A 25,403-nucleotide genomic window follows, 5' to 3' on the forward strand; every position below is an offset into this window, starting at 1 on the left:
CCTGGCCGGCAAACCACAAGTCTAGCCTGTCCGGGCCCCGGCGGGCTTTTGCAGGACAGTTAGCTATGACGGTTCAGTTCAGCCTCGGTTCCAATGCTCCCGAATCCACGGCGACCCCGGTCGCGGTGGTCGGCGTCTACGAGAACGGTGTCCTGACCAGCGCCGCCGCGCGGATCGACACCGCGGCGGGCGGGGCGATCAAGCGCCTCGTCGAAGCCGGCGATATCACCGGCAAGGTCGGCAACCTCGTCACGCTGCTCCACCCGGCCGGCGTCGCCGCTGCCCGCGTGCTGGTCGTGGGCCTCGGTGCGCAGAAAACCTTCGACGCCGCCCGCTACCAGCGGGTGATCCTGGAGGCCGCCCGCGCCGTCGGCCGGCTGCCGGTCACGGAGGCCGTCAACTGGCTGCCCGAAGTCGAGGTCCCGGGCCGCGATGCCGCCTGGCGCCTGCGCGTGGCTGCCCTGGCCACGGACCATGCCGCCTACCGCTACACCGCGACAGTGAAGCCGCGCGACAAGGCCCTGCCGGAGCTCGCCACGATGACCCTCGTCGGCCCCGCCGACGGTGAGGCTGGCCTGGCCGAAGCCCGTGCGATCGCCGAAGGCGTCCGCTATGCCAAGGAACTCGGCAACCTGCCGCCGAACATCTGCAATCCCGATTACATCGCCGACCAGGCCAAAGCCTTTGCCGATGCCCACGAAGGCGTGACCTTCGAATCCCTCGATCGTGCCGACATGGAGCGTGAGGGCTTCGGCTCGTTGCTGGCCGTGGCCCGGGGATCGGCCAACGCGCCGCGTCTGGTCATCCTCCAGTGGAACGGTGGCAAGGACGGCGAGCGTCCCTACGCCTTCGTCGGCAAGGGCATCACCTTCGACACCGGTGGTGTCAGCCTGAAGCCGGGTCCGGGCATGGAAGAGATGAAGTTCGACATGTGCGGTGCCGCCGGCGTGCTCGGTGCCTTCGTCGCGGCCGTGAAGCTCAAGCTGGCGGTCAACCTCGTCTGCGTGGTTCCCGCCGTGGAAAACATGCCGGACGGTGACAGCTACCGCCCGGGCGATGTCCTGACCAGCCTGTCGGGCATCACCATCGAAGTGCTCAATACCGACGCCGAGGGCCGTCTGATTCTCTGCGACGCGTTGACCTATGCCGGCAAGCGCTTCGATCCGCACACCATGATCGATGCCGCCACCCTCACCGGTGCCTGCGTCGTCGCCCTCGGCAAGCACGCCAGCGGACTGATGACCAAGGACGAATCGCTCTCGGCCGAGCTGCTCGCCGCCGGCGAATCGACGCTGGATCGCGCCTGGCGCCTGCCGCTCTGGGACGATTACCAGAGCCAGCTCGACTCGGGCTTCGCCGATGTGGCGAACATCGGTGGCAAGTACGCCGGCGCCATCACCGCGGGTTGCTTCCTGGCACGCTTCACCGAAGGCCGTCGCTGGGCGCATCTCGACATCGCCGGCACGGCGTGGGACGAGGGTCGCAAGGGCATGGCCACGGGTCGTCCGGTGGCGCTGCTGACGCAGTGGCTGCTCGACCGCGTCGCAGCCGGCTGATCCCGACCGTATGCCGCGCGCCGACTTCTACCTGATCGATAAACCGCGGTTTCGCGAGGATCCCCTGCTGCTGGTATGCGAACTGGCCAAGCGCGCGTTCGGGGCCCAGCAGCCGACCCTTATCCTCACCCGCGATTTCGAGCAGGCCGAGGCCATCGACGAGTACCTTTGGTCGTTCGATGAGGACAGCTTCATTCCGCACCAGCTCGCCGGTGACGACGATGACGCGAACACGGCGGTGCTGATCGTGCCGCCGGGCGTCGAGGTGGCGGACCGGCCCATGGTGATCAACCTGCGCGAGGTTTGCGCGCCGGGGCGTTTCGACCGCGTGCTTGAGGTGGTCGCGGCGGACCCCGCGGAGCGCGAGGGGTCGCGTAGCCGGTGGACGGACTACAAGAAAGCCGGCTTCGAAGTGAACAAGCACGACATGTGAGGCCTTGGGTCCCGGTGTCTAAGAAATCCCGCCATTCGGCGGGATTTTTTTTGGTTCTTCACCCATTACCGGGGCCCGGGCGCTCGGCTTTCGCACCTAGCACCTCGCCCATGGCTCGCCTTCGGCTTCGCGGGGCTCGGCGTTGCCATCGCTCTCAACACTTGGGCGTCTCGCGGGGAGACCTTGGTGTCCACCCTCGCTGCTCAGACACGTCCTCCGCGTTCGAGAAGGAAAGGCCGCTCACGCGGCCCGTGTATCTATTTGGCCTACGGCCGCTCCACTTGTGCGGAACTCGCATCGAGGGTGGACACCAAGGTCTCTCACGACGATACGGTGGAGTGGAAGGAGAGCCGTTGGCGTGGGGCCGTCGTCGGGTCCGGCCGGTCCCGGAGCCTCGGGCGATGCGGAAGCCGTTGCTGATACCCGGTTGCCGAACCCCTTCCTCGCGTCTGCGCTTCCATTGGCGTGGCTGCGAGGCTGCCGACGATGCTGCCGCGCTTTGGCTCGACCACGCGAACCTCAGGGTGCGGGAGAGCCTTCGGTGCCCACCCTCGAGGCGAGTTCCGCACAAGTGGAGCGGCCGTAGGCCAAATAAGTACACGGCCGCGCAGCGGCCTTTCCGGTACGAAACGCGGAGGACGTGTCTGAGCAGCGAGGGTGGGCACCGAAGGCTCTGCGCCTCACCCCTGACGTAATCGGCGGCGCGCGAGCCGCTTGAAACACGCACTCGCAAAGCGAGTGAGCCGACCCCGTCTCAGTTAGCCGCCGAGCTTCAACGCCTGCTCGCGCATGGCCTGTGCCTGGTGGGTCCAGTCGGCGATGCGCTGGCGCTCCTGCTCGACGACTTCCGCAGGGGCGTTGGCGACGAAGTTGGCGTTGCCGAGCTTGGCTTCGCACTTGCGGACTTCGCCTTCGATGCGGGCGATTTCCTTGGCCAGACGCGCCTTTTCGGCACCCACGTCAATCAGCCCTTCCAGCGGAATCAGCACGCGCATGCCGCCGACCACGCCGACAGCAGCAGCGGGCTCTTCGCCGTCGACCCAGACGGGCGTTTCCACCCGTCCGAGGAAGGCGATCTGTGCGGCGAACTTCGCGGCGCGGCCACGATCGGCGGTGTCGCCGTCGGCGAACAGCAGCGGAATGACCTTGCCCGGCGAGATGTTCATCTCGGCGCGAATACGGCGGACGCCGGTGAGCACGTCCTTGACCCATTCGATCTCGGCCGTTGCCGTGGCGTCGGCTTCGACGTCCGTGGCTTCGGGGTAAGGGCGCAGCATGATGGTTTCGCCTTCGATGCCGAGCACCGGCCTCACGTTCTGCCAGATCTCCTCGGTAACGAAGGGGATGATCGGATGCAGCGCACGGAGCAGTGTTTCAAGCACGTGGACGAGCGTGTAGCGCGTCGACGCCACCGCAGCGGCATCGTTGCCGCTCAGTGCCGGCTTGGACAGCTCGAGGAACCAGTCGCAGAACTCGTTCCAGGTGAACTCGTACAGCGCCTGCGCGGCGAGATCGAAGCGGTAGCCCGCGAGCTGCTCCTTCACCGTGGCGAGCGTGTCGTGCAAACGGGTGAGGATCCAGCGTTCGGCTTCGGTCGTCGGTTTCGTCGCAACGACCTTGGCGTCCTCGCCGAGGTTCATCAGCACGAAGCGCGAGGCGTTCCACAGCTTGTTGACGAAAGCCTTGTAGCCGGCCGCGCGCTCGAGATCGAACTTGATGTCGCGGCCATGCGTGGCGAGCGAGGCGAAGGTGAAGCGCAGCGCGTCGGCACCGAAGGCGGGAATGCCCTCGGCGAACTCCTTGCGCGTGGCCTTTTCGATCTTCTCGGCCATCTTCGGCTGCATCAGGCTGCTCGTGCGCTTGGCCACGAGATCGTCCAGCGTGATGCCGTCGATGAGGTCGAGCGGATCGAGCACGTTGCCCTTGGATTTGGACATCTTCTGGCCGTCCTTGTCGCGGATCAGGCCGGTGACATAGACGTCCTTGAACGGCACTTCGCCGGTGAAGTGGTCGGTCATCATGATCATCCGGGCGACCCAGAAGAAGATGATGTCGAAACCGGTGACCAGCACGTTGGTCGGCAGGTAGCGCTCGAAGCCGCGCTCGGCCTGCGCCTGTGGATCGGGCCAGCCGAGCGTGGAGTGGCTCCACAGTGACGAGGAGAACCATGTTTCCAGCACGTCGAGGTCGCGGCGCAGTGCGCCGGTGTAACCGAGCTCCGCAGCCTTCACCTTCGCCTCGGTCTCGTCGTGTGCCACGACGATCGTGCCGTCGGCCGTGTACCACGCCGGAATCTGGTGCCCCCAGGTCAGCTGGCGACTGATGCACCAGTCCTGGATGTTGGCAAGCCAGTGGCGGTAGGTGTTGATCCAGTTCTCGGGGACGAACTTCACGTCGCCCTGTTCGACCAGCTGCAGGCCGCGAGCGGCGAGCGTGTCCATCTTCACGAACCACTGCCAGGTGAGGTACGGCTCGATGACCTTGCCGGTACGGTCGCCGCGCGGCACCTGCAGCTTGTGCTTCTTCGTTTCGACCAGCAGCTCGGCGACTTCCAGGTCGGCAAGCACGGCCTTGCGCGCGACGTAGCGATCGAGGCCACGGTACTTCTCCGGCGCTGCGTCGTTGATCTTCGCGTCGTCGGTGAGGATGTTGATCATCGGCAGGTTGTGACGCAGGCCGATGGCGTAGTCGTTGAAGTCGTGCGCCGGGGTGATCTTCACGCAGCCGGTGCCGAAGTCCTTCTCCACGTAGTCGTCGCCGATGATCGGGATCTGGCGATCGGACAACGGCAGGTTAAGCATCTTGCCGATCAGGTGCGCGTAGCGCTCGTCTTCCGGATGCACGGCGACGGCGACGTCACCCAGCATGGTTTCCGGGCGGGTGGTGGCGACGACAAGTTCGCCCGAACCATCGGCGAGCGGATAGCGGATCGACCACATCGAACCGTCTTCTTCCTCGCTGACCACTTCGAGGTCGGAGATGGCGGTTTTCAGCACGGGGTCCCAGTTGACCAGCTTCTGGCCACGGTAGATCAGGCCTTCCTCGTGAAGGCGCACGAAGGTCTCGACGACAGCCTTCGACGGGCCCGGATCCATGGTGAAGACTTCGCGGCTCCAGTCGCCCGAGACGCCCATGCGACGCATCTGGCGGCCGATGGTGTCGCCCGACTCGGCCTTCCATTCCCACACGCGGCTGATGAACGCGTCGCGGTCGAAGTCCGAGCGCTGCTTGCCTTCCGCGTTGAGCTGGCGGGTGACCACCATCTCCGTCGCGATACCGGCATGGTCGGTACCCAGCTGCCACAACGTGTCGAAGCCGCGCATGCGGTGGTAGCGGACCAGGGTGTCCATGATCGTGTGCTGGAACGCATGACCCATGTGCAGCGTGCCCGTGACGTTGGGCGGCGGCAGCATGATCGTGTAGGGGGTGCCCTTGCCCGACGGCTTGAAATAGCCGTTGGCCTCCCACTGGGCGTACCACTTCGACTCGATCGGGCTGGGCTCGAAACTCTTATCCATGCGTGGGCTCTCGGCTCGCGCCGCGAAGGGGCGCGCTTTGGAAGACGAAAAGACTGCCATTGTAGGCGATACTTGAGCGATGACTGCATCCGATGTGGCCGCGATCCTCGGCGCGGAGGGCCCGTTTGCCCGTGAAGTACCCGGTTTCGCGCCCCGCGAGGCGCAGGAGCGCATGGCCGGAGCGGTGGCCACGGCCATCGAGGACCGCGACGTCCTGATCGCCGAAGCCGGCACGGGCACGGGCAAGACCTTTGCCTACCTGGTCCCCGCCTTGATGTCGGGGCGCAAGGTCATTGTTTCCACCGGCACCAAGGCCCTGCAGGACCAGCTGTTCTTCCGCGACCTGCCGCGCGTGCACGCCGTGCTGGGCAGCCGCGCCAAGACCAGCCTGCTCAAGGGGCGGGCCAATTACCTGTGCCTGTACCGGCTCGACCAGGCTGTCCGCGAGGGCAACCCGGACCGCCAGCTGGTCGGCCAACTCTCCGCCATCCGCGCCTGGTCGGCGCGCACCCGGCGAGGCGACCGCATGGAGATGATCGATATTCCGGAGGACTCTCCGGTATGGCCGCGCGTCACCTCAACGCCTGAGAATTGTCTGGGAACGGAGTGCCCGTTCTTCGAGGACTGCCATGTGGTCAAGGCCCGGCGCGAGGCCATGGAGGCCGACATCGTCGTGGTCAATCACCATCTGCTGATGGCCGATCTCGCGCTGAAGCAGGAAGGTTTCGGCGAAATTCTGCCGAGCGCCGATGCCTTCATCCTCGACGAAGCGCACCAGATTCCCGAGCTGGCCGGTCAGTTCTTCTCGCAGAGTGTCAGCGCGCGACAGATGACGGATCTCGCCCAGGACGCGCTGGCTGAAGCGCAGGGCGTCACCGGCGCGACCAGCCAGCTGCTCGAACCGGTGGAAGTGGTCCAGGATCTGATCAAGCGCCTGCGCCTGGCCATGGATCCGCTGCCGTCGCGTGGTCCCTTTGGCGCGCTCGACCGCGACGAGGTGGTGCACGAACTTCTCGGCGAGCTGCGCGACGTCATGGCCGCACTGTCAGATCTGCTTTCCTCCCTCGGCGAGCGCTCGCGCGGGCTGGCCAACGTGTTCGAACGGGCGCAGATGCTCAGTCTGCGCCTGGATCGCATTGCCGAAGAGCATTCCGCTTCCGACGTGCGCTGGTACGAAACCTGGCCACGGGGCTTCGCCTTGCACGCGACGCCGCTGGATCTCGCCACGCCGCTGCGCGCGATGCGCATGGCGACAGATGCCGCGTGGATCCATACCTCGGCCACCCTTTCGATTGCCGGTGACTTCGCGCACTTCGCCCGCCAGCTCGGCATCGAAGACCCGCAGACGCTGCATGTCGAAAGTCCCTTCGACTATCAGCGCCAGGCGCTCGCCTATCTGCCGAAGGATCTCCCGGATCCCGCGGCACGCGATTACACCGACCGCGTCATCGCGGCGATCCGCCCCGTGCTGGACGCCTCCGACGGCCGCGCGTTTCTCCTGTTCACCTCGCACCGTGCGCTGCGTCGTGCGGCGGAACTGCTGGAAGGTCGCGTGCCCTGGCCGTTGTTCGTACAGGGCACTGCACCGAGACATCGCCTGCTCGAGGAATTCCGCGCGAGCGGCCGGGGGGTGCTGCTCGGTGCGGCAAGCTTCTGGGAAGGCGTGGATGTCGCCGGCGAAGCCCTGAGTGTGGTCGTCATCGACAAGCTTCCCTTCGCCATGCCGGACGATCCCGTGCTCCAGGCACGGCTCGAAGCGCTCGAAGAAGCCGGCATCAATCCCTTCATGGGCTGGCAGGTACCCACCGCCGTCATCGCGCTCAAGCAGGGTGCGGGGCGCCTGATCCGCGACGTGCACGATCGCGGCGTGCTGGTGCTGTGCGATCCGCGGCTCAGCACCAAAGGCTACGGACGGCTGTTTCTTGCCAGCCTGCCGCCCATGCCGCGCACGCGTGAGCTCGGCGACGTCACGGCGTTTTTCGCCCCGGTTCCTTCCCAGGCCTGATTCCTCCCGGACCTGGTCGACACCATTTCGCCCCTCCTCGCCCGCGCTTCGCCACGGCCGGCGCCGGTGGCGCACCCATGACCGGCCCAGCATCGTTCCCATCTATCAGGAAGGGAGAGACCGATGTTTCGCTGGATGCAATCGATTACCGCCAAGGTCCTTGGCATCGGGCTGCTCGCGCTGCTCATGTTGATTCCGCTGACGCAGGCCGATGGGCTGGTGCGCGAACGGCAGGCCATGCGGGATACCGCCGTCGGCCGCGTCGCGGATGGCTGGGGCGGACCGCAAGTGATCGGCGGCCTCGTGCTCGCCGTGCCGACGCAGCGGGAGACCCACGATGCCGCGGGCGCTGTCGCGAAGGTGGTCGACGGGACGGAAATCGTCCTGGCCGATGACCTGGACACGGTCGCCGATCTCACCGTCGACAAGCGTTCGTCCGGCATGTACGTGGTGCCGACGTACACAGGCGAGGTCAGCATCCGTGGTCATTTCCTTCCTGCCGATCTGCGAAGGTTTGCCGCCGAAGCGGGGTCCACCTGGTTCACCGGCAAAGCGGAAGTCCGCGTGCTGATCGCCGATACGCGCGGACTGCAGGGCATTACCTCGGTCGTCGTCGATGGCCATGCGGTGCGGTTGTCGTCGTCCACCGCACGCATGGGGCCTTACACGGTGCTGGCGGCGCCCATCATTATCGAGCCGGACCGCGAGGCGCCGGTCGAATTCGAACTCAAGCTCAGCGTCGCCGGCACGGAGTCTTTCTCGTCGCTGCCACTGGCCCGTACGAACAGCGTACAGATGCGTTCGTCATGGCCGGATCCCAGCTTCACCGGTTCGCTGCTGCCCACCCGGCGCAGCGTGACGGCCACCGGCTTCGATGCCTCCTGGAAAATCCTCGACCTCAACCGTGCGTATGGCCAGCACTGGGACGCGGCAAACCCGGAGGTGGCTGAACGCCTCTCCCCCTCGGCCTTCGGCGTGAAATTCTATCAGCCTGGTGGGGTGTACCAGCAGAACGATCGCGCCGGCAAATACGGCCTGCTGTTCATTGCGCTGACCTTCGTGGCCTTCTTCCTTTTCGAAGTACTGAAGGGCCTGCGCCTCCATCCCGTCCAATACCTGCTGGTCGGTGCGGCGATGACAAGCTTCTATGTTCTTCTGCTGGCGCTTTCTGAACAGATCGGATTCGGCCCGGCTTACGCCGTCGCCGCCGCGACGGTCGTGTTGATCGTGGGTGGCTACGCGATGGCGGCCTTGCGTGCTCGGGCGGCCGGACTGGCGCTTGGCGGCGTGCTCACCCTGGTTTACGCCATACTGTATGGCCTGATCGGCGCGGAACAGTACGCGCTGCTGATCGGTTCGGTCGTGCTCGTGGCAGTCATCGCGCTGCTGATGTACCTGACTCGCCGGATCGACTGGTACGCCCAGGGCGTGCCGCTCAACCCCACGTCGGAAACGCCATGAACTTCCTTGCCATCGAAACCTCCACGGAAGCCTGCTCGGTCGCCCTCGTCCACGGTGACGAGGTGATCGAGCGCAGTGAGATCGCGCCGCGCCGGCACGCCGAACTCGTCCTGCCGATGGCGGACGCGCTGCTCGCCGAAGCCGGTCTGAGTCGCACCTCGCTCCACGGCATCGCGGTCGGCCGCGGCCCCGGCGCATTTACCGGGGTCCGTCTTGGTGTGTCGCTGGCCCAGGGCATGGCGATGGCTCTCGACGTGCCTGTCGTCACCGTCTCATCGTTGCAGGCGCTGGCACTGGAAGCCCCCGAAGACGATGCCGCGATTCTTTCGGTCATCGATGCGCGCATGGGTGAGATCTATGTCGCCGCATGGCGCCGCGAAGACGATGGCAGCATCACGCTGATCGACCGCGAGCGGGTGGATACCGCTGCGGCGCTGATCTTGCCCGAGGCCACGGCATGGCACGTTGTCGGCACGGGCTGGGCAACCTACGAGGCGATTCTCCGGGAACGCATCGCCGCACCGATCCGGTCGGCGGACGGTGCGCGCTTTCCGCAGGCGCGGCACGTTGCCGAAGTGGCGGCGCGGGCGTTCCGTGATGGCGAGGCTGTGGCGCCGGAACTGGCTTTGCCGGTGTATCTGAGGGATAAGGTGGCGCTGACGTTGGTGGAGCAGGGACGGGCTTGAACGACCGCCTACAACCTTCGGGCTATGGTGGATGTCACCGTTTGGTTTTAGCGTGCGGGTACCGGTGCGAATGAATCGTCGCCGGGTGCCAGGGATAGCCACCAGGACGAAAGGAGATCGTCATGAAGGGTTCCAACACGCGCAAGCAGGGCGAGAGCGACACGTCCTTCGGCAACGGTGGGGAAACCGAACTCAAGGTCGACGGTTATCACGTTGAGCCGGGCGGGAGTGAGCTCCTTCGCGCCATGCGGCGGACGACAGACGGACATATCATGCTGGCCATGGGCTGCCTTCCAGCCCTGCGCGGGTGGCGATCCTGGTTGTCGAGGTTTCTCCCGCGTGTCATCAGTCCGCGTGCCGGTTGGCAGTACGGCCTGGCAAGGCTTACACCCACCGGCCAGTTCGACCTTTCGTTTGGCGAGCAGGGTGTCGTTGTCGAGCCTCCGTTGCCTGAAGAGACCTTGCAGGGTGCCCAACCGTTACCGATGGCCGACGGCGCCACGGTACTGGTGCTCAGGTCGCAGGCAAGCGATACGTGGATGCTCACGCGCAGGACGGGTACCGGTGAACTCGACGCGGCATTCGGCATCAACGGCTACGTCAATCTGAACGGCATTCGCCCGCCCGCCGAGCCGGGGGTCGTCAAGGGGTTCGCGCTTCCCGCACAGGACGATGGCTTCTTCTTCGTCGGGACGACGAAGAATGTCGAAGGACGGTACGGCGGCATCGTGTTTCGCTTCGGCGCTTCAGGCCGGTTGGACCCGGCCTTTGCCGGCAAGGGTTACGCGCTGGTCGATGTTCCCCTGAACCCTCGCGGGCGGATCACGGATGCCGTACTTCAGGACGATGGAAAGATCGTTCTGAGCACGGCAACGTCCGGCGGAAATGCACGGATTCTGCGTCTGCTCCCGACAGGCCAGCCCGATCCCGCCTTCGGAACGAATGGCGAGTTCGTGGTCGCCGGTGACAGCGCCGACCGGAACGAGATCGAGAAACTGGCCTGGTCGGGAGAAGCCGGCTTGTGGGGCGCCGGGACCATCATGACGCGCAGTCCCAAGGTCGGGTTGCTCGTCGCGTTGGACGACACAGGACATGTCGCGCCGGGCTTCAATGGCGGCAAGCTGCTGGAGATTCACTACGGTGGCATAGGCGCCAAGGACGGTATCGCCATGCCCATTCACCTGCAGACTTCCAGCCATGGTGGCGTCGCGGTGATCGGAAGCCCCTATTACGACGGCACGATCGAGAGCAAGAAGGCGGTGATCGGGCGACACCTCCCGTCGGGCGCACTCGATCGCTCGTTCGGCGAGCCCGACGAAACCGGCACACTCAAGGGGTTCTACACCGTCACGTTCGATCGGAAGGGTTTCAATTTCATCTTCTTTGGCATCGATGTCACTGACGATCACCTGACCTTCGAACTACTCAGCGGTGACGGCGCGGGGAGCTCCAATCCGGACCGCGTGACGGTCGAACGCTTCCTCGCGACCTAGGTGTTGGGCAAGCACCCGTTCGCTGATGAATCGGTTCCTGCAGGCTTGGCGCTGCCTTCGGCAAGGGCCAGGCAGACGATGCCGGCAACGATGACGCCTGCGCCGGCGATCTGCGTGAGGGTGACCGGTTCGGAGAACACCCACCACGACAACGCCATCGCGGTGACGACTTCCAGGTGCGACGCGGCGAACGCCGGGCCGATCGGTGCGTGCTTGAGCAGGCTCATCCAGGTGACGAAGGCGCCGATGTAGCCGGCGATCGCGCCGTAGACCCACGGGTGCGAGAACACGCGGAGCAGCCAGGCCGTGCTCATCTCCAGCGGCAGGGCATGTGCGCCGGCCGCCTTGAAGCAGAGCAGGTTGAGCGTGTCGAAGGCCAGCAGCAGCGTAAAACCAATGAGGTAGAAGCGCTTCACGAGCCGGCCCCGACGATGGCGACACCCGCCGCTACCAGCAGGATGCCGGTAACGCGCAAAGGAGTCAGGCGCTCATGGAAGAGGAATCGCCCTGCCACCATGATCGCGACGATGTTGATCGCGGCGAGCAGCACGCCTTCGGAAAGCGGCACCAGGGACAGGAAGGCGATCCAGACCATGAACACGGCCACATAGCAGCCGATGCCGATCCATATCCATGCGCGCCCAAGCATGTAGCGCCAGCGTGCCAGTCCATCGCCCGCGCGGTCGTCGACGGCGGCCGCCTTGAAGGCCAGTTGCCCACCGGTATCGAGCAGGACATAGGCGATCCACAGCGCCAGGGCCAGCCCATGCATCCGATCAGGCTGCCATGCGCGCAGGTCGTGCGTCGCGGGCGACGCGACTGAAGAAATCCGCCGTGCGCTCGATCAGCATGCGGCGCTCCCGGTCGATCGTGATCATGTGGTAGCTGTCGCCGAGCAGGAGCATTTCGATCGGTCCGCGAACACGACGCGCGACGAGGTCCGCATTGGCGACACTCGCGACATCGTCGTCCGCCGCATGCGCGACAAAACAGGGCGCGACGACATCGGGCAGGCGACGACGCACGTCGCGCGACAGTTCGACCATCTCGGCCAGGGCGTCCCAGGGATTGCCGGGGAGGCCGGCGGCTTCGCTATCGCCGGAGAACATCGCGGCGCTGACCTGCGCGCGCAGGCGCTCGTCGCGGATGCCGTAGGGGGGTTGCTCGATGAAAACGCGGTTCTTGCCGATGCCCAGGCGCTTGAACATCGGCAGCATGAACGAGAATCGGCCTGTCCAGGGGATCGACCAGCCGTCATAGCGGAAGGTAGCGCCGAACACGCCCACGCCATCGACCCAGTCGGGGCGAACGGCAGCCAGGCGCAGGGCGAGCAGGGCGCCCATCGACAGGCCGGCCACGAAGACGCGGTCGACCCGCCCGCGAAGTTCCTCCGCGGCGGCTTCGACGCTGGCGTACCAGTCTTCCCACGTCGTGGCGAGGAGGTCTTCCTCGGTGCCGCAATGGCCGGCCAGGCGCACGCCGACGACAGTGAAACCCGCGCGGTTCAAGCCCTTGCCAAGGATGCGCATTTCGGTGGGCGTGCCCGTCAGGCCGTGGATCAGCAGGACGCCGTCGCGCCCCCCTTCGAACCGGAATTCCGCGGTGCTGCTCACGCCGAAGCCTCGTAGCCTGGATTGCTCATGAAGAGCATGGTCTCAGTGCGTGGTTTCAGTTGGCTTTCCTGTCACGGCGGGGAAGCGGACCTCCACGCGCAGCCCGCCCGAGGCCGCGCGCAGGAAGGCGACCTGCGCCGCGTGGCGTTCGGCGATGCTCTCCACGATGGCCAGGCCCAGACCCGTCCCGTCCTCATCGCCACCGGGGACGCGGAAGAACCGCTCGCCCAGCAGGGCAAGGAAGGCGTCGGCAACACCGGGACCGTCGTCCTCCACGGCGAGCACGAACTCGTCCACGTGGCGGCCGAGCAGCACGGTGACGGTGCAGCCGCGACCGGCGTAGTGGAACGCGTTGTCGACGAGGTTGTCGATGATCTCCTGGACCTGGAGTGCGTCGCCGCGGACCAGGCAGGCGCCGTCGCCGCCTTCGTAGCCGAGGTCCACGCCCAGGGCGAGCGCCTGGTGCACGCGCATGGCCACGGCCTCCGGTACCACCGTGGACAGGTCGATGACCTCCATGCCGTCGTGATCGGGCAGGTCTGGCGCCTGGGTGCGGGTGAGCGCAAGCAACTGCGCCGAGGTCCGGGCGGCGCGGGCAGCCAGGCGATGTACGTGGCCCAGGGCTTGGCTGCGTTGGGTGTCATCGGTGGCGCCGTCGAAAGATTCCACGTGCAACTGGATACCGGCCAACGGTGTCCGCAACTGGTGCGCGGCGTCGGCGATGAATCGCTCCTGCAGGCCGAGCATATTCCGCATGCGTGCAAACAGGTCATCGATGGTTCGGGTGAGCGGAAGGATCTCGATCGGCACGTCTTCTTCGCCGATGGGGCCGAGGTCGTGCTCGCGCCGGCTCAGGCGTGCGGTCAGTGGATCCAGTACGCGCAGTCCGTGGCTCACACCGAACCACACCAGGCACAGTACGGCCGCGATCAGCAGGGCCTGCATGGGCAGGGTCAGGAAGAGGATTTCGCGCGCGCGGGTATGCCGGTCGCGCAGGCTCTCGGCCACCGTGATGGTCAGGACATCTCCCGCTTCGTGGCGGTTGCTCACGCGCATGACCGCCGCGCGCAAAGGTTTGCGCCCCAAGGCTGTGTCGTAGAGCCGCGGCGGGCCATCGGCGGGCACGCTGCCTTCGGGGCCGGGGAGTTCGGCATTGCCGATCAGCCGGCCGTGCCGGTCGCTGAAAACCGTGTAGTAGTTGCGCCCGTCCGGATCGTATTCGAGCAGGAAGCGCGCCTGCGCGGTGAGTTCTCCGCGTAGCGCATCGTTACCGATCATCTCGGACAGGGTCAGCGCCGAGTCGGAGAGATCCGAGTCGTGCACGCGGTTGGAGTAGGCCAGGGCGACGAAATAGCCGATCACCGCGTCGAGCAGGAGTACGCCGAGGACGGGTACCAGCAGGAAGGTGAGCAGGCGACGACGCAGGCTGGGCCGGGACGGACGGTACCCCGCGTGGCGACGCTCAGGCATCCGCGGATTCTTCGAGCAGGTAACCCAGGCCGCGGATGGTGCGAACGCTGGTACCCGAGCCCCCCAGCTTGCGGCGCAAGCGATGCAGGGCGATGTCCAGGCCGTTGTCGGTCAGGTCTTCGTCCCAGTTGCAAAGGGCTTCGACCAGTTGCGCGCGACTGGTGACCTTGTCGGCGCGGATGGCGAGCGCCTCGATCAGACCGAACTCGCGTGCCGTCAGGTCCAGCGGCACCTCGCCGATCCACGCACGGTGACCGGGGATATCCAGGCGCAGGCGACCGATGCGGAACTCAGGCGTGCCATGACTGGTCCGCCGACGGAGCAGGGCGCGCACCCGTGCGTCGAACTCGGCTAATGCGAAGGGCTTGACAAGGTAATCGTCGGCGCCGAGGTCGAGTACGCGTACGCGCTCCTTCAGGCCCTCGCGTGCGGTGACCACCAGCACCGGAAGGACGGCGCCGCGCTTACGCGCGCGTGCAAGCACTTCGCTGCCATCGAGCATGGGCAAGCCCAGATCGAGCACCAGCAGGTCGTAGTCGTGATCGCGCAGGGCGTTATCGGCACTGGCGCCATCGGAAACATGGTCGACGGCGTGCCCCCCTTGTTCGAGGGAGGAACGCACGGCCGCGGCGATGGCGGCGTCGTCTTCGGCTAGGAGAATGCGCATGGTCGGGAAGGATACGCTTCGGAAGGGCGCGCACGCATGTTGTCACGGCAGGATTTCGGCAGCCGTTCACGTTGCTCCAATTGCGAACGATTCGCATTGTTGTTAACATCGGCCCGCTTTCCGACCACGGCTTCAGGGGCCCTCCCACGCATGCGCGACACCGTCGACCGGCACCGCCGCGCGTTCTGGCTCAAGCACCTGCACCGGTGGCACTGGATCAGTTCGGCTATCTCGCTGGTGGTGCTCCTGCTGTTCTCGGTCACCGGGTTCACGCTCAATCATGCCGCCCGTATCGAAGCCTCACCGCATGTCGAGCGACGCGTCGCGACGCTGCCCGCCGACCTGCTCACGCAACTCGTCGCACGACGTCCGAAATCCGCGCCCCTGCCGACGCCGGTGGCGGCCTTCGTCACCGGCAACACCGGCGCGCCGGTTGAAGGACGGCCGGGAGACTGGAGCGACGACGAGGTGGCTGTGTCGCTGCCGCGCCCCGGTGGCGATGGCTGGGTGAGCATCGACCGGGAAACCGGTGAGATTCAGTACGAGACCACCGACCGCGGCTGGCTCGCCTACGTCAACGACCTGCACAAGGGCCGCAACACCGGGCCGGTGTGGAGCTGGTTCATCGACATCTTCGCGCTCGCCTGTGTCGTCTTTGCGCTCACTGGCCTGCTCCTGCTGCAGATGCATGCCGGCCAGCGCCGCATGACCTGGCCCATGGTGGCCCTCGGTCTCGTGCTCCCGGTGGTTATCGCTCTCATCTTCATTCACTGACGGATCCGCCATGCGTCGTCTGCTTCCGATACTTCTGTGCGTCGCCGTGACGGCACCTGTCGCCGCCGCCGACCTGAATCTCACCGTAGAAATCCCCCAGCTGAAGGTGGCCGAATACCACCGCCCCTACGTCGCCGTCTGGCTTGAGCGTGAGGACCACAGCGTCGCCGCCAACCTGGCGGTCTGGTACGACATGAAGAAGGCCGATGGCGAAGGCACCAAATGGCTGAAAGACATGCGTCAGTGGTGGCGCCGTAGCGGCCGCGACCAGACCATGCCGATCGACGGCGTTTCGGGTGCGACGCGCCCGGCGGGCCAGCACCAGTTGCGCTTCATCGACGGCAAGCCGCCACTGGGCGCGCTCGCGCCTGGCCACTACGAGCTGGTGGTGGAAGCCGCGCGCGAGGTGGGTGGTCGCGAGGCGCAGCGCATCGCCTTCGACTGGCCTGTGAAGGTGCCCACGCACTTGTCCGCCAAGGGCACGGACGAACTCGGCCAGATCAGTCTCGACCTCAATCCGTAACCGGAGTTATCCATGAAACATGTAGTCGTTCGCGCCGCGTTCTGCGCGGCCCTGGTCCTGCCGTTCGCCGCGCAGGCGCACAAGATGTGGATGGTGCCTTCGGCCACCGTGATCTCCGGCGACGACGCCTGGGTGACGGTGGACGCTGCCGTGTCCAACGACCTTTACTACCCCGACCACTTCCCGGCCCAGCTCGACCAACTGGTCATCACCGCGCCGGACGGCACGACGGTAAAACCGGAGAATGCGAGCACCGGCAAATACCGCAGTACCTTTGATCTGGCAGTGCCGCAGAAGGGTACCTACCGGCTGGCGCTGGTCAACCAGGGTGTGTTCGCGAATTACGAAGTGGACGGGCAGAAGAAGCGTTGGCGCGGCAAGGCGGACGAATTGAAAGCCGCGATCCCCGCCAACGCGAAGAACGTGCAGGTCAGCGAGATGTCCTCGCGCGTCGAAACCTTCGTCACCCAGGGTACGCCCAGCGACGGTGCGCTGAAGCCGACCAACAAAGGTCTCGAACTCGTCCCCGTGACGAAGCCGAACGACCTCATGGCCGGCGAGAAGGCCACGTTCCAGCTGCTGCTCGATGGCAAGCCCGCTGCGAACCTCAAGGTTGCCGCGATCAATGGCGCCACGCGCTATCGCAATGCGCCCGATGAGATGGATACCACCACGGACAAGGATGGCAAATTCTCCTTTACCTGGCCGGCCGCGGGCATGTACTGGGTCAACGCTTCCAGCGAGGACGACAAGACCTCGGTGAAGGAAGCGAAGCAGCGCCGTCTGGGTTATACGGCGACGCTTGAAGTGCTGCCGCAGTAATCCGCATGCGTATCCGCGCGCGAGGATGGCTATTTGTCTTGTTGCTGGTCTCGGGGACGGCGTTCGGTAAGGACGTGCGCCGCTTCGAGGGCGAGACCATGGGCACGACCTGGTCGGTCAACGCCGTACTTCCGGATGGCGCGGATGACCGCGCCATCGAGCGCGGCATCCAGGCCGAAGTGGATCGTGTCGTTGCGCAGATGAGCACCTACGAAGCGGACTCGGACCTGAGCCGGTTCAATCGCGCGCCGGCCGGTACGTGGCAGACCTTGCCGCCGGAGTTCTACACCGTGTTGCGCTACGCGCTGGACCTGGCGAAGTCGTCCGGCGGTGCTTACGACCCGACGGTCGGACCGCTGGTGAACCTCTGGGGATTCGGGCCGGACAAGCGCCCGCGCGAGGCACCCGACGCCACGGCGATCGCCGCGGCGAAGGCGCGGGTGGGTTGGGCGAAGATCCGGCTCGACGATGCCGGTCACCGAGCCTTCCAGCCCGGTGGCGTGTATGTCGATCTGTCTTCCGTGGCCAAGGGGTTCAGTGTGGACCAGGTGGCGCATTACCTGGACCGCGCCGGTGTGCATGCTTATCTCGTGGAGGTGGGTGGCGAGCTGCGCGGCCGTGGACACAAGCCCGATGGCTCAAACTGGCACGTCGGCATCGAACGGCCGGGGGCGGCGGCCGGGGCGGTCGACAATCCCGACGAAGTCGAGCGCATCGTGTCGATGACGGACCGTGCGATCGCGACCTCCGGCGACTACCGCCATTTCTTTGAAAGTGGCGGCACATTCTTCTCGCACCACATCGATCCCCGCACCGGCTATCCGGTGACCCATCGTGTCGCGTCGGTCAGTGTCATTGCCGTGGACTGCATGCTCGCCGATCCGCTCGGCACGACGCTTACGGTGCTGGGTCCGGACGAAGGCATGGTTTATGCGAAGGAGCATGGTATCGCTGCACTGTTCATTCTCTATGGTAACGACGGCACGTTCAGCGAACGGATGTCGCCGGCCTTCGCGGCAGCACTAAAGCAGTGAAAGCCACGTTCGGTCAGATCGCTATCGGCGCGCTGTTGCTCGCTTCTGTCCTGGGGTTTGCCGGGATGCATGACTTTTCCGGCATCCATGCCGCGTCGCTGCCGCGCGCAGGGTGGGCGGGTGCGCTCGGGGTGGCCTGGGCGGCGATGACCGTCGTGCTGGCGCGCGGGAAGCGCGAAGAGGTTGCGATCGATGTCGCGTCGGCGGACGCGAAGCCAGCGACGATCCTCGTCGTGCACGCGTCGCAGACGGGATTTGCCAGCGAGCTGGCGGAGCGCACGGCCGAACTGCTTCGCAACGGTGGCCTGACCGTCGACCTGCGTGACATGGCAGCGCTGACGCCAGCGCTGCTTACCCAGGCCACGCGTGCACTGTTCGTCGTCAGCACGACGGGCGAGGGCGATGCACCCGACATGGCCACCGCATTTCGTCGCGAGGCAATGACATCGCCGCTGCCGCTTCGTGGACTGGCCTATGGCGTACTCGCGCTGGGCGATCGCGATTACGAAGACTTCTGCGCGTTCGGCCACGATCTTGAACACTGGCTCCATGCGAGCGGTGCGTTGCCGCTGTTCGACCTCGTCGAAGTGGACAACGGCGACGAGGGCGCGCTGCGACATTGGCAGCACCACGTTGCCCAGCTATCGGGCTTGTCGTCGCAACCGGACTGGTCGCGGCCGGCCTACCAGTCGTGGCGACTGCTGGAACGCAGGCTGCTCAATCCGGGCAGCGTCGGCAGCCCCTGTTTCCACCTGGCGCTGGCACCGGACGACGCCACGATGCTGAACTGGCACGCCGGCGACGTGGTCGAAATCGGTCCGCGCCTGGCGAATGGCGAATCCGTGTCGTTGCCGCATCGCGAATACTCGATCGCCTCCGTTCCTGCCGACGGCGCCCTGCATCTCGTCGTCCGGCAAATGCGCGCGGCGGACGGAACGCTCGGCCTGGGCTCGGGCTGGCTGACCGAGCACGCCGCGGTCGGCGACATGGTCGATCTGCGAGTGCGCCGCAACGAAAACTTCCACGCCCCGACTGACGGTCGACCGGCCATCTTCATAGGCAACGGTACGGGCATCGCCGGCCTGCGCGCGTTGCTCAAGGCGCGCATCGCCCAAGGCCACACGCGCAACTGGCTGCTGTTCGGTGAGCGTCATGCCGAGGCCGACCGGCTGCACGTCGACGAGCTGGAACGCTGGCACGAGGCGGGCAGCATCGAGCGCCTCGACCTGGTCTGGTCACGCCAGTCGCGTGGATCGCGCTACGTGCAGGACCGCCTTCGGGTCATGGCCGACGAAGTGCATCGCTACGTGGCCGACGGCGCAAGCATCTACGTCTGTGGCAGCCTCGCCGGCATGGCCCCGGGCGTCGACGCCGCGTTGCGCGGCATCCTCGGCGAGGACCTCGTCGAGAAGCTGGCGGCTGGCGGCAGGTACCGGCGTGACGTGTACTAACGCCGGACAGCTCTGTAGGAGCCGATTCATCGGCGAAAGGACGGTCGCGACGCGCCCCATGTAACCAGCGGCTTACGCCGCCTCACGCCTGTGTCCGTGGCGGAAGCCGCGAGGGGCAAGGCCCTTGGGGCCGCGGCGCGGCTCTTCGAGACGGGCCGTAGCTCCTCTTTCGCATTCCATGTGGACTGAGCGGCCCTCAGCTTAGGCGTCCCCAAGGGCCTTGCCCCTCGCGGCACCGAACGCCGAGGTTGCGTGGGGCCGAGCAAACAACCAGTCAACGCAGCGCTTTTGTAGGAGCCGATTCATCGGCGAACCCTCAGCGCCAATCTTCGCGAACGAGGCATTGCATCGCATCATGCGGGCGTTCAACCGTCCGGCCAATCACCACAAGGCCTCGTTCGCACGTCTGACAACCTGAGGTTTCGCCGCTGAAGCGGCTCCTACAGAAAACGGCCTGGTCGCTCATTAGACCTTGAGCGACGAAGCGGCGTTGCGCATTTGCCACACGCAACCTCAACGTCCGGTGTCGCGGTCGGGTTGGCCCTTGGGGCCGCCTAAGCTGAGGGCCGCCCAGTTTTCGTGCAAGCGATCGCGCCACCTACGGCCCGTCTCGAAGAGCCGCGCCGCGGCCCCAAGGGCCAACCCGACCGCGACTCACACGACAGCACGAGCGTGAGGCGGCGAACGCCGCTCAATACATGAGCCGTAAAGCGGCTGTCCTTCAAGAGAGACGGCGCCGGATCGTTCAGACGACAAGCAAACGCACCTTCCCACCAACGACACCCTCGACACGCAACGCTGTCAGGTCGGTAATCCATTCGACGTTCCCGGGAATCTCTTCCGGATGATCACCGGCGATAGCGATGACGCGTGCGCCCGCGGCGAGTCCCGCGTCGATGCCGGCCTTGGCGTCCTCGAACACCAGGGTGTCCTTCGGATCGGCGTGCATGCGCTTCGCACCGAGGAGGTAACCCTCGGGATCGGGTTTGCCGTTGGTGACGATCTCACCGGTGACCATCAACGGGGGCGGGACGATGCCGGCGGCGCCCAGGCGGGCCTTGGCCAGCACCGTGTCGGCCGACGTAACGATGGTCCACGCTTCGGGTGGCAGGGCAGCGAGGAGGGCGTGTGCACCGGGAATCTGCACGATGCCATCGACTTCCTCGACCTCTTCGCGATACAGGCGCTGGAATACGGCATCGACATCCATGCCGGGTTTGGCGAACATCTTCACCGAATCCATCATGCGCACACCGTGCAGGCGTGGCAGCACGGCGTGCCAGTCGATGCCGTTCTCATCGCACCAGCGTTTCCAGATTTTCTCGACGACGACGCGCGAGTCGATCAGCGTGCCGTCCATGTCGAACAGCAATGCACGAGCCTCGATGACCGTGCCTGATTCAAGTCGCATGACGCCTCCGGTACAGGGAAAGACTCAACACGTGGGGACGCGTGAAGGGTTTCACCATACCGGAGGGCGTCGATTCCGTCAGCGGGAAGCCTGGGCGACGTGATTGCGGACGGCTTCGGCGAGGATGTCATTCACTTCCTTCGTGGCCTGCCGCGCGGCTTCGGCCTGACGACGACCCCATTCGGCCTGGGTCTTGCCCTCGATCGCGCGCTGCTGGCCGATCTGGGCCATCTTCTGCGCGATGGCGGACTGCTCGCGACTCAGCGCGGCGTGGCCAGCGGCATAGGCGCCGGGGTCGCTCGGCCGGGTTGGGTCGGTCTCCTGGACGGCGAGTTCGGCCTGGCGTTCGCCGAGCTTGGCCATCTGTTCATTGAGCATGGCCTGCTGACTATCCATCGCGGCTTGTTTGTCCGCGCTCATCTTGCCCATGTCGGCTGGCTTCGCACTGCGCTGGAGCGCGGTGGTGATGCGCTTCACGTAGGCCGGGTCGCGTAGCACCCAGGCCTGGTCGCCGTTGCGGAACCACACGTAGTCGTCGGAACCGTTGCGCTGCGATTCGGCACGGCGGATGTCATGACTGCTGCCATCGATCACGCTGACATCGTCGCCGAAGAAGACCAGGGCATGCGAGGGTTGGCCGTTGCGTCCCTCCACGGGCTGGATCGGGGCAGGAGGTGCCGGCGGTGCGGGAGGCAACGGTGGCAGCGCGGATTCCGCGGGTGCGGCGGGGGCAGCGGGTGCGGCGGGTGCGGCAGGCGGGACCGGCGGGACCGAGGCATAAACAGCGCTGGGTTTGCTGCCACTGTCCGCGGCAACGACGCGCCAGGGCATCACCCCAATGGCGGCGATGGCGATCACAAGCGAGACGGTGAGCATGCGCGGCGGCGCGTCGGTGGCGTGACCTAGCATGTCGAGTCTCCTTTTGAGTGTCTGGAAGGTGGGCGAGGCGCCCGGCAAGGCATGGTGCGGATGCGGGGTGACGCCCAGGCGGAGCAGGAGGCGCCCATAGCTCTTCGGCGCCTGGCGGCCACGCGATACGACAAGGGCGTCGCACGCAGCTTCACGGCACAACGCGTACTCACGCACCGCGTAGTGCACCAGGGGGTGGAAGAAGAAAAGTGTGCGTGCCGCCGCCGGGATGCAGCCGAGCATCAGGTCGCCACGACGGACGTGTGCCAGCTCGTGCATGAGGGCCATGTCGAGCTCATCGTCACCCAGGCGATCTTCCAGCGGCAGCAGGATGGTCGGACGCCAGAGGCCGATCACCTGGGGTGAGTCGACTTCGTCGGAAACCGCCAGGCGAGGCGAACGGCGCAGGCCGAGTTCACGCGCACGGCGCGCGCACAGCGTCTCCACGCGCACGTCGTCGTGCGACATGGCGCGGCCAACCACGCCGTGCAGACGATGCCAGCGCACGGCGGCGACGGCACACTGGGCAAGGACGGCGAGGAGCCAAAGGCCGAGGAGGGCGTACGTCCAGGAGAAGGTCCAGCCGGTATCCATGGCAACCGGTGCAAGGCCGGTGTCACCAAGGCCCGACGTGGTCATGACCGGTCCGTTAGTGGTGGCAGGAAGCAGCGGCACGCCAAGCAGCGTGGGGCAGGCGATGCCGGCGATGAGCTGCGCACCGAGCAGCCACCACAGCGTGCTACGCGCCGCAGCAGAAAGCGATGGCACGGCCCGGCACACCGCATAGACGATGGCAGCGAGCAGGAGAGCCTGTACGGAAGCGTGCGCCAGGCGGGAGAGCAGGGTGTCGAGGACGGCATCCATGTCAGCGGCCCTTCCGGCGAGACTGCAGCGTGTCGACCAGTGCCTCGAGCTCGGCCAGTTCGGTATCGCTCACCTGTCCGCGTTCGGACATCCATGCGACGAAAGGCGAGACGGAGCCTTGCAGGGTTTTTTCGACGAAGCGGGCTACCGCGCCGCTCATCACCTCACCGGATTCATTGGTGGCGCTATAGCGGAAGCTGCCGTCGAGCTTGCGGCGGCCGAGATAGCCCTTCGCGCGAAGCCGTTCCATCATCGTCAGTACGGTAGAGCGTGCGAGCCCGCGGGGTTCGCCATAGCCGGCACAGACTTCCGCCACCGTGCTTTTGGGCGCCTCGCCGATGTATTGAAGCAAGGCGAGTTCCTGGTCGCCGATGGTTTTCCTGCTCATGCCGCCGCTCCTGACTACAGATGTAGGCAGCGTGCGCCTGGCGACACGTGTAGTCAAGCATGACATCTGGCAGGGGCCACGAAAAAAGCCCCCGCCGTAAGGCAGGGGCTTTCGGGTACCTCGTCGAACGCGGTGGCCTCAGCCGCCGCGAAAGATCAGGCTGCCGCGTCCTTGAGCTTCTTGAGCGGACGGACCTTGACCTTGACCGAGGCGGGCTTGGCTGCGAACCAGCGCTCTTCACCCGTGAACGGATCCTTGCCCTTGCGCTTCGGCTTGGCAGCGACGGCAACGGAGGTGATCTTCAGCAGGCCGGGCAGCGTGAACGTGCCAGCACCCTTCTTGTGGACCGACGCGGAGATCGCGCCTTCGAGCGAAGCCAGCACGGCCTTCACACTCTTGCTGTCAATGCCGCTCTGCTCGACGATGTGCGAGACGAGCGTGGACTTCGAAAGCGGATCCTTGATCGGCTTGAGTGCGGCCGGGGCCTTTGCAGCCTTCACGGCAGCCTTGGCGGGAGCCTTGGCAGCCTTCTTCGCCGCCGTTTTTTTGGTCGTGGCCATGGTTATCCTTGTCACTGAATCGAATGAGGCGGCCTTTCCGGCCGGTGCCCAGCGGGCGACTCACTCTAGCGTTGCTTGGGCCCGCTGAAAATAGGGTTTGCAAAGATTTTTTGCATTTGGAGCCCTTTTTTTACGGTCCCATGTGACGCACTGCGGAAAAACGGCGAATCAGATGCCTGCATACCACTCGTAACCGTTGTCTTCCCAGTAACCGCCGTTGCCGTCGCCGACCTCCGCAAAGGTGGCCACCACTTCGATCCGGCGGATGTATTTCGCGTGTTTATAGCCCAGTTGCCGCTCGACGCGCAGCCGCAGCGGCGCGCCATGGGCGACCGGAAGCGGTCCGCCGTTCATGCCGTAGGCGAGCAGTGTTTGCGGATGTCGGGCTTCTTCGAGGTCGACGCTCTCGTAGTAGGGAGTGTTTTCCTCCATGTCGTCGAAGCAATGGAAGACGACATAGCGCGCTGTGGGGCGCGGCTTCACGTGGTCGAGCAAGGCGGCCAGTGGCGTACCCGTCCACTTGCCGATGGCGCTCCAGCCTTCGACGCAGTCGTGTCGGGTGATCTGGGTTCGCGTGCCGAGCGCCTGGAGTTCGGCGATCGACAGGCGGGCGGGCGCGTCTACCATGCCGTCGACCTCGAGGCGGTAGTCGGCGAAGTCGCCCTTCATCAATCCCTGGTAGAGGGGCGTGTCCGGCATCAACGTGCCGTTGGGCTTGAATACCGCTGAAATCTCGGACTCGGGGTATTCGCGGGCGAGCGCCTTCGACGGCGAAAGAAAGCGTTGAACGCGGCGGTTGACCGCCTCGGCGCTATCCAGGATGCGGGGGCCGGTCTCGCTTTCCGATATCCGGTCGCAGGCGGCAAGCGAGGCGCCACCGAGTGCCAGCAGGGCGGTGCGCAGGAATCCACGACGGTTACCCATGGCGATCTTCCTCGTGACGGTCACTGCGAATGCGATACCAGCCGGTGATCATGCCGCGCAGCTGATTGAGGGGCCCGCTGATCAGCACTTCGATGACATGGACGACGACGAAGGCGATGAACCCCATCGCGATGAAGAAATGGATGGTCCGCGCCGACTGCCGACCGCCGACGGCCTCGACCAGGCCGCCCAGCACGGCGTCCATGCGTGGTGACATCAGTAACCCCATCAGAACGATCCCGCCGCCGAAGACGAAAATGGCCACGAGGTAGGCCAGGCGCTGCAGGATGTTGTAGCGCAGCGCCTCTTCCCCTTGGGGATGGCGAAATCGCAGGTGGTCGACAATGGAGCGCCCGATACCGCGCCAGTCGCGACGATCGGGTACGAGATCGCGGGAAAGATGTCGGCTGGCCAGCGACCATCCGACATAGGCGAGCCCGTTGAGCACGAACAGCCACGCAAAGAAGAAATGCCAACGTCGTCCCATGGCCAGCCAGCCCGGGCCAGGAATCGTCGCCCAGGTGGGGAAACCCCTCGAGGTCCATTCGCCGTTGACCTTGGATGCACCCAAAACACCGGTGGTGTCGAAACCGTGGCCACCGATGACGGTCATCCCCCGAACGTTACCCGCCGCATCCTGGCCAGAGCGCAGGGCCAGGAGCTCCTTGCCAGGATCGGAGCGGTTGCCCCAGGAGAGCGAAGGGTGCGCGTTGAATATCTGCAGGCCACTGCCCAGGAGCGCCAGGAGGCAGATGGCGTTGATCCAGTGCATCACGCGCACGGGCCAGCGATGTCGGTAGACGAGGCTTGCGGTCATGGCGTGGCTCCCGACGGCGGGTGA

23 protein-coding genes are annotated in these 25,403 nt (G+C 65.8%); 11 read left to right on the forward strand and 12 right to left on the reverse strand.

Going from position 1 to position 25,403, the window contains the following annotated elements; all coding sequences use genetic code 11:
* Positions 1-65 precede the first annotated feature (65 nt).
* Positions 66-1,556 (forward strand): leucyl aminopeptidase, encoded by a 1,491-nt coding sequence (locus HB634_RS11495; RefSeq protein ID WP_213948667.1) that lies wholly within the window; start codon positions 66-68, stop codon positions 1,554-1,556.
* Positions 1,557-1,566: 10 nt separating this feature from the next.
* A complete protein-coding gene (locus tag HB634_RS11500; RefSeq protein WP_213948668.1) occupies positions 1,567-1,989 on the forward strand; it encodes a DNA polymerase III subunit chi in 423 nt (140 codons plus the stop codon).
* Between the two features lie 758 nt (positions 1,990-2,747).
* On the opposite strand, the gene HB634_RS11505 is transcribed toward HB634_RS11500, so the two are convergent.
* Positions 2,748-5,507, reverse strand: coding sequence for a valine--tRNA ligase (locus tag HB634_RS11505; protein WP_213948669.1), 2,760 nt, complete (start codon positions 5,505-5,507; stop codon positions 2,748-2,750).
* A gap of 79 nt (positions 5,508-5,586) precedes the next feature.
* On the opposite strand from HB634_RS11505, the gene HB634_RS11510 reads away from it, so the two are divergent.
* The 4 genes from HB634_RS11510 to HB634_RS11525 all read left to right on the forward strand — a co-directional run bounded on the left by HB634_RS11510 (position 5,587) and on the right by HB634_RS11525 (position 11,152).
* Positions 5,587-7,512, forward strand: a complete 1,926-nt coding sequence (locus tag HB634_RS11510) for an ATP-dependent DNA helicase (protein WP_213948670.1) — start codon at positions 5,587-5,589, stop codon at positions 7,510-7,512.
* 123 nt (positions 7,513-7,635) lie between these two features.
* A complete protein-coding gene (creD, locus tag HB634_RS11515; RefSeq protein ID WP_063572307.1) occupies positions 7,636-8,973 on the forward strand; it encodes a cell envelope integrity protein CreD in 1,338 nt (445 codons plus the stop codon).
* Entirely contained in the window at positions 8,970-9,659 is a 690-nt protein-coding gene (gene tsaB / locus HB634_RS11520) for a tRNA (adenosine(37)-N6)-threonylcarbamoyltransferase complex dimerization subunit type 1 TsaB (RefSeq protein ID WP_063572308.1), read from the forward strand. Before creD ends, tsaB begins: the two co-directional genes overlap by 4 nt.
* Positions 9,660-9,781: 122 nt before the next feature.
* Entirely contained in the window at positions 9,782-11,152 is a 1,371-nt protein-coding gene (locus HB634_RS11525) for a hypothetical protein (RefSeq protein WP_063572309.1), read from the forward strand.
* Here the strand turns inward: HB634_RS11525 and HB634_RS11530 are convergent.
* From HB634_RS11530 to HB634_RS11550, 5 genes are read right to left on the reverse strand one after another with little or no spacing between them, the layout of a single operon-like run.
* The gene (locus HB634_RS11530) at positions 11,149-11,568 is read right to left on the reverse strand and encodes an EamA family transporter (protein WP_063572310.1); all 420 of its coding nucleotides are present in this window, start codon (positions 11,566-11,568) and stop codon (positions 11,149-11,151) included. The genes HB634_RS11525 and HB634_RS11530 overlap by 4 nt on opposite strands.
* On the reverse strand, positions 11,565-11,924 hold the full coding sequence (locus HB634_RS11535) for an EamA family transporter (protein ID WP_063572311.1): 360 nt from the start codon (positions 11,922-11,924) through the stop codon (positions 11,565-11,567). The genes HB634_RS11530 and HB634_RS11535 overlap by 4 nt, the downstream gene beginning before the upstream one ends.
* Positions 11,925-11,928: 4 nt before the next feature.
* A complete protein-coding gene (locus HB634_RS11540) occupies positions 11,929-12,765 on the reverse strand; it encodes an alpha/beta fold hydrolase (RefSeq protein ID WP_063572312.1) in 837 nt (278 codons plus the stop codon).
* Positions 12,766-12,807: 42 nt separating this feature from the next.
* Positions 12,808-14,235 (reverse strand): sensor histidine kinase, encoded by a 1,428-nt coding sequence (locus tag HB634_RS11545; protein WP_213948671.1) that lies wholly within the window; start codon positions 14,233-14,235, stop codon positions 12,808-12,810.
* Positions 14,228-14,902 (reverse strand): response regulator, encoded by a 675-nt coding sequence (locus HB634_RS11550; protein WP_063573648.1) that lies wholly within the window; start codon positions 14,900-14,902, stop codon positions 14,228-14,230. The genes HB634_RS11545 and HB634_RS11550 overlap by 8 nt, the downstream gene beginning before the upstream one ends.
* Before the next feature lie 150 nt (positions 14,903-15,052).
* Between HB634_RS11550 and HB634_RS11555 the strand changes: the two genes are divergently transcribed.
* The 5 genes from HB634_RS11555 to HB634_RS11575 all read left to right on the forward strand — a co-directional run bounded on the left by HB634_RS11555 (position 15,053) and on the right by HB634_RS11575 (position 19,506).
* Positions 15,053-15,676: a PepSY-associated TM helix domain-containing protein gene (locus HB634_RS11555; RefSeq protein WP_213948672.1), complete on the forward strand. Its 624-nt coding sequence runs from the start codon at positions 15,053-15,055 to the stop codon at positions 15,674-15,676.
* A gap of 10 nt (positions 15,677-15,686) precedes the next feature.
* On the forward strand, positions 15,687-16,199 hold the full coding sequence (locus HB634_RS11560) for a DUF2271 domain-containing protein (protein ID WP_063573650.1): 513 nt from the start codon (positions 15,687-15,689) through the stop codon (positions 16,197-16,199).
* A 12-nt stretch (positions 16,200-16,211) separates the two neighbouring features.
* Positions 16,212-17,021 (forward strand): DUF4198 domain-containing protein, encoded by an 810-nt coding sequence (locus HB634_RS11565; RefSeq protein WP_213948673.1) that lies wholly within the window; start codon positions 16,212-16,214, stop codon positions 17,019-17,021.
* A 98-nt stretch (positions 17,022-17,119) separates the two neighbouring features.
* Positions 17,120-18,055, forward strand: coding sequence for an FAD:protein FMN transferase (locus tag HB634_RS11570; protein WP_255548546.1), 936 nt, complete (start codon positions 17,120-17,122; stop codon positions 18,053-18,055).
* A complete protein-coding gene (locus HB634_RS11575; RefSeq protein ID WP_345777490.1) occupies positions 18,052-19,506 on the forward strand; it encodes a sulfite reductase subunit alpha in 1,455 nt (484 codons plus the stop codon). The genes HB634_RS11570 and HB634_RS11575 overlap by 4 nt, the downstream gene beginning before the upstream one ends.
* A gap of 745 nt (positions 19,507-20,251) precedes the next feature.
* Here the strand turns inward: HB634_RS11575 and HB634_RS11580 are convergent.
* The 6 genes from HB634_RS11580 to HB634_RS11605 form a co-directional block, all read right to left on the reverse strand.
* On the reverse strand, positions 20,252-20,917 hold the full coding sequence (locus HB634_RS11580) for an HAD-IA family hydrolase (protein WP_213948675.1): 666 nt from the start codon (positions 20,915-20,917) through the stop codon (positions 20,252-20,254).
* A 78-nt stretch (positions 20,918-20,995) separates the two neighbouring features.
* Positions 20,996-22,690: a M56 family metallopeptidase gene (locus HB634_RS11585; protein ID WP_213948676.1), complete on the reverse strand. Its 1,695-nt coding sequence runs from the start codon at positions 22,688-22,690 to the stop codon at positions 20,996-20,998.
* Between the two features lies 1 nt (position 22,691).
* Positions 22,692-23,078 (reverse strand): BlaI/MecI/CopY family transcriptional regulator, encoded by a 387-nt coding sequence (locus HB634_RS11590; RefSeq protein ID WP_063573372.1) that lies wholly within the window; start codon positions 23,076-23,078, stop codon positions 22,692-22,694.
* 155 nt (positions 23,079-23,233) lie between these two features.
* On the reverse strand, positions 23,234-23,638 hold the full coding sequence (locus tag HB634_RS11595) for an HU family DNA-binding protein (RefSeq protein ID WP_046968653.1): 405 nt from the start codon (positions 23,636-23,638) through the stop codon (positions 23,234-23,236).
* A gap of 168 nt (positions 23,639-23,806) precedes the next feature.
* Positions 23,807-24,562 (reverse strand): molybdopterin-binding protein, encoded by a 756-nt coding sequence (locus HB634_RS11600; RefSeq protein WP_213948677.1) that lies wholly within the window; start codon positions 24,560-24,562, stop codon positions 23,807-23,809.
* Positions 24,555-25,379: a cytochrome b/b6 domain-containing protein gene (locus HB634_RS11605; RefSeq protein WP_213948678.1), complete on the reverse strand. Its 825-nt coding sequence runs from the start codon at positions 25,377-25,379 to the stop codon at positions 24,555-24,557. The genes HB634_RS11600 and HB634_RS11605 overlap by 8 nt, the downstream gene beginning before the upstream one ends.
* Positions 25,380-25,403 lie beyond the last annotated feature (24 nt).

The sequence above is a fragment of the Luteibacter sp. dw_328 genome (genome assembly GCF_018449605.1).
Lineage (GTDB): Bacteria > Pseudomonadota > Gammaproteobacteria > Xanthomonadales > Rhodanobacteraceae > Luteibacter.